Here is a 3,109-nt window from a genome sequence, read left to right as displayed (position 1 = left end):
ACCTTACCGGATATAGATCTGGTGACGAGTTCATTGACATATTGAGAAGTAGAAGAGAAGAAGAGAAGTCGCGCAAGCGAATTAAGGGCGCATGGGGGATACCTAGGCTCTCAGAGGCGAAGAAGGACGTGATAAGCTGCGAAAAGCTACGGGGAGCAGCACATATGCATTGATCCGTAGATATCCGAATGGGGCAACCCAGTGTAGTGAAGCTACATTACCCTACGGGGGGCAAACGCGGGGAACTGAAACATCTAAGTACCCGCAGGAGAAGAAAACAATAGTGATTGCGCAAGTAGTGGCGAGCGAACGCGCATTAGCCCAAACCAAGCTGGTTACGGCCAGGTTGGGGTTGTAGGACCCACCAAGTGGGCATGAATCGAACTGGAATGGCATGGGAAGGCCAATCGTAGAGGGTGAGAATCCCGTACAGGTAAGAGCAGTGTCTGAGTGGGTATCCTGAGTAAGTGGGGACCGGTGGAATCCCCTCTGAATCCGGCGGCACCATCCGCCAAGGCTAAATACTCCTGAGAGACCGATAGTGAACGAGTACCGTGAGGGAAAGGTGAAAAGTACCGCGAGCAGCGGGGTGAAATAGAACTTGAAACCATGCGCTTACAAGCGGACGGAGCCTTTAGGGGTGACGTCGTGCCTTTTGCATAATGAGCCTACGAGTTACGGTTACTGGCAAGGTTAATGTTTTAAAGAACAGGAGCCGAAGCGAAAGCGAGTCTGAATAGGGCGATTAGTCAGTGGCTGTAGACGCGAAACTTTGTGATCTACCCATGACCAGGTTGAAGCGCTGGTAACACATCGTGGAGGACCGAACCGGTAAACGTTGAAAAGTTTTCGGATGAGTTGTGGGTAGGGGTGAAAGGCCAATCAAACTGAGAAATAGCTCGTACTCCCCGAAATGTTTTTAGGAACAGCGTCGTGGTGGAGTCATAGTCAGGTAGAGCTACTGATAGGACTAGGGGGAGTCAAATCCTACCAAATTCTGACAAACTCCGAATGGGCTATGATATACACGGCAGTGAGGGCTGGGGTGCTAAGGTCCCAGTCCGAGAGGGGAACAACCCAGAGCATCAGCTAAGGTCCCAAAATATATGCTAAGTTGAACTAAGGGGGTCCGACTGCAGAGACAGCCAGGATGTTAGCTTGGAAGCAGCTATACATTTAAAGAGTGCGTAACAGCTCACTGGTCGAGCGGGGCGGGCATCGATAATAAACGGGCATCAAGCATATTACCGAAGCTATGCGATAGTAGTAATACAATCGGTAGGGGAGCATTCCCACAGGGGTGAAGGTGCAGCGTGAGCTGTGCTGGACTGGTGGGAAAAGCAAATGTAGGCATAAGTAACGATAATGCGGATGAGAAATCCGCACACCGAAAGACTAAGGATTCCTCCGCTATGCTAATCAACGGAGGGTTAGGCGGGGCCTAAGGAATAGCCGACAGGCGATCTCCGATGGACAGCAGGTTAATATTCCTGCCCTTGCATGCAGTGTGAAAGAGTGACGGAGTATTGTGGTGTATACGTACTGACGGAATAGTGCGTTGAGCGGAGCCTACGGGCGATGCGAATACACGAAAACGCTTCCAAGAAAAGCTTTTGAAACATCAGCTGTACGCAACCCGTACCGTAAACCGACACAGGTAGTCGAGAAGAATATTCTAAGGTGCTCGAGTGAATCACGGCTAAGGAACTCGGCAAATTAACCCTGTAACTTCGGGAGAAGGGGAGCCTCCTCTGCAAAGAGAGGCCGCAGAGAAATGGCCCAGGCGACTGTTTAGCAAAAACACAGGGCTCTGCCAAAACGAAAGTTGACGTATAGGGCCTGACACCTGCCCGGTGCTGGAAGGTTAAGAGGGGATGTCATCGCAAGAGAAGCATTGAATCGAAGCCCCAGTAAACGGCGGCCGTAACTATAACGGTCCTAAGGTAGCGAAATTCCTTGTCGGGTAAGTTCCGACCTGCACGAATGGTGTAACGATCTGGGCACTGTCTCGGCCGTGAGCTCGGTGAAATTGTAGTAGCGGTGAAGATGCCGCTTACCCGCCACGGGACGGAAAGACCCCGTGCACCTTTACTATAGCTTTGCATTGTTTTCGGGTCAGGGATGTGTAGGATAGGTGGGAGGCTGTGAGTGGGCGTCGCCAGGCGTTCAGGAGCCAACGTTGAAATACCACCCTTCGCTGGCCTGGGATCTAACTGCTCAATGAGCAGGACCGTGCATGGTGGGTAGTTTGACTGGGGTGGTCGCCTCCAAAAGTGTAACGGAGGCTTCCAAAGGTCTGCTCAACACGCTTGGTAACCGTGTGTGGAGTGCAATAGTACAAGCAGGCTTGACTGCGAGACCGACGGGTCGAGCAGGTGGGAAACCAGGGTATAGTGATCCGGTGGTTCTGTATGGAAGGGCCATCGCTCAAAGGATAAAAGGTACGCCGGGGATAACAGGCTGATCTCCCCCAAGAGCTCACATCGACGGGGAGGTTTGGCACCTCGATGTCGGCTCGTCACATCCTGGGGCTGGAGAAGGTCCCAAGGGTTCGGCTGTTCGCCGATTAAAGTGGCACGCGAGCTGGGTTCAGAACGTCGTGAGACAGTTCGGTCCCTATCTGTGGTGGGCGTAGGAAGATTGACGGGGGCTGCCCTTAGTACGAGAGGACCGGGGTGGACCCACCGCTGGTGAACCGGTTGTTCCGCCAGGAGCATGGCCGGGTAGCTATGTGGGGAATAGATAAGCGCTGAAAGCATCTAAGTGCGAAACTAGCCCGAAGATGAATCTTCCACATAAGGGTCGTTGTAGACTACGACGTTGATAGGCTGCAGGTGTATGTGTAGAAATACATTCAGCCGAGCAGTACTAATTACCCAACAGCTTGCACATTACACTTCATTTTTTTCTCTTCTACTTCCAATATGACATTGATTACTCAAAAATCTTGTTGGTGGCTATTGGCCGGGTGTTCACCTCTTCCCATCCCGAACAGAGAAGTTAAGCCCCGGACCGCCGATGATACTTGGGTCAAACCTGGTAAAGTAGGTAGCCGCCACAATCTTTAAAACAAAAAGCATCCCCGAAAAGGATGCTTTTTTGCATTATA

Annotated in this window: 2 rRNA genes; both read left to right on the top strand. The window is 51.7% G+C overall.

Features of this window, described 5'->3' with window-relative positions:
• Window positions 1-70 precede the first annotated feature (70 nt).
• Window positions 71-2,892 (top strand): 23S ribosomal RNA (locus tag AC1XUF_RS32000).
• A 57-nt stretch (window positions 2,893-2,949) separates the two neighbouring features.
• Window positions 2,950-3,061: ribosomal RNA gene (rrf, locus tag AC1XUF_RS31995) — 5S ribosomal RNA — on the top strand.
• Window positions 3,062-3,109 lie beyond the last annotated feature (48 nt).

The sequence above is a fragment of the Dyadobacter sp. HNCC25DJ185 genome, from assembly GCF_056895195.1.
This window is presented reverse-complemented; position numbering and strand designations above follow the sequence as displayed.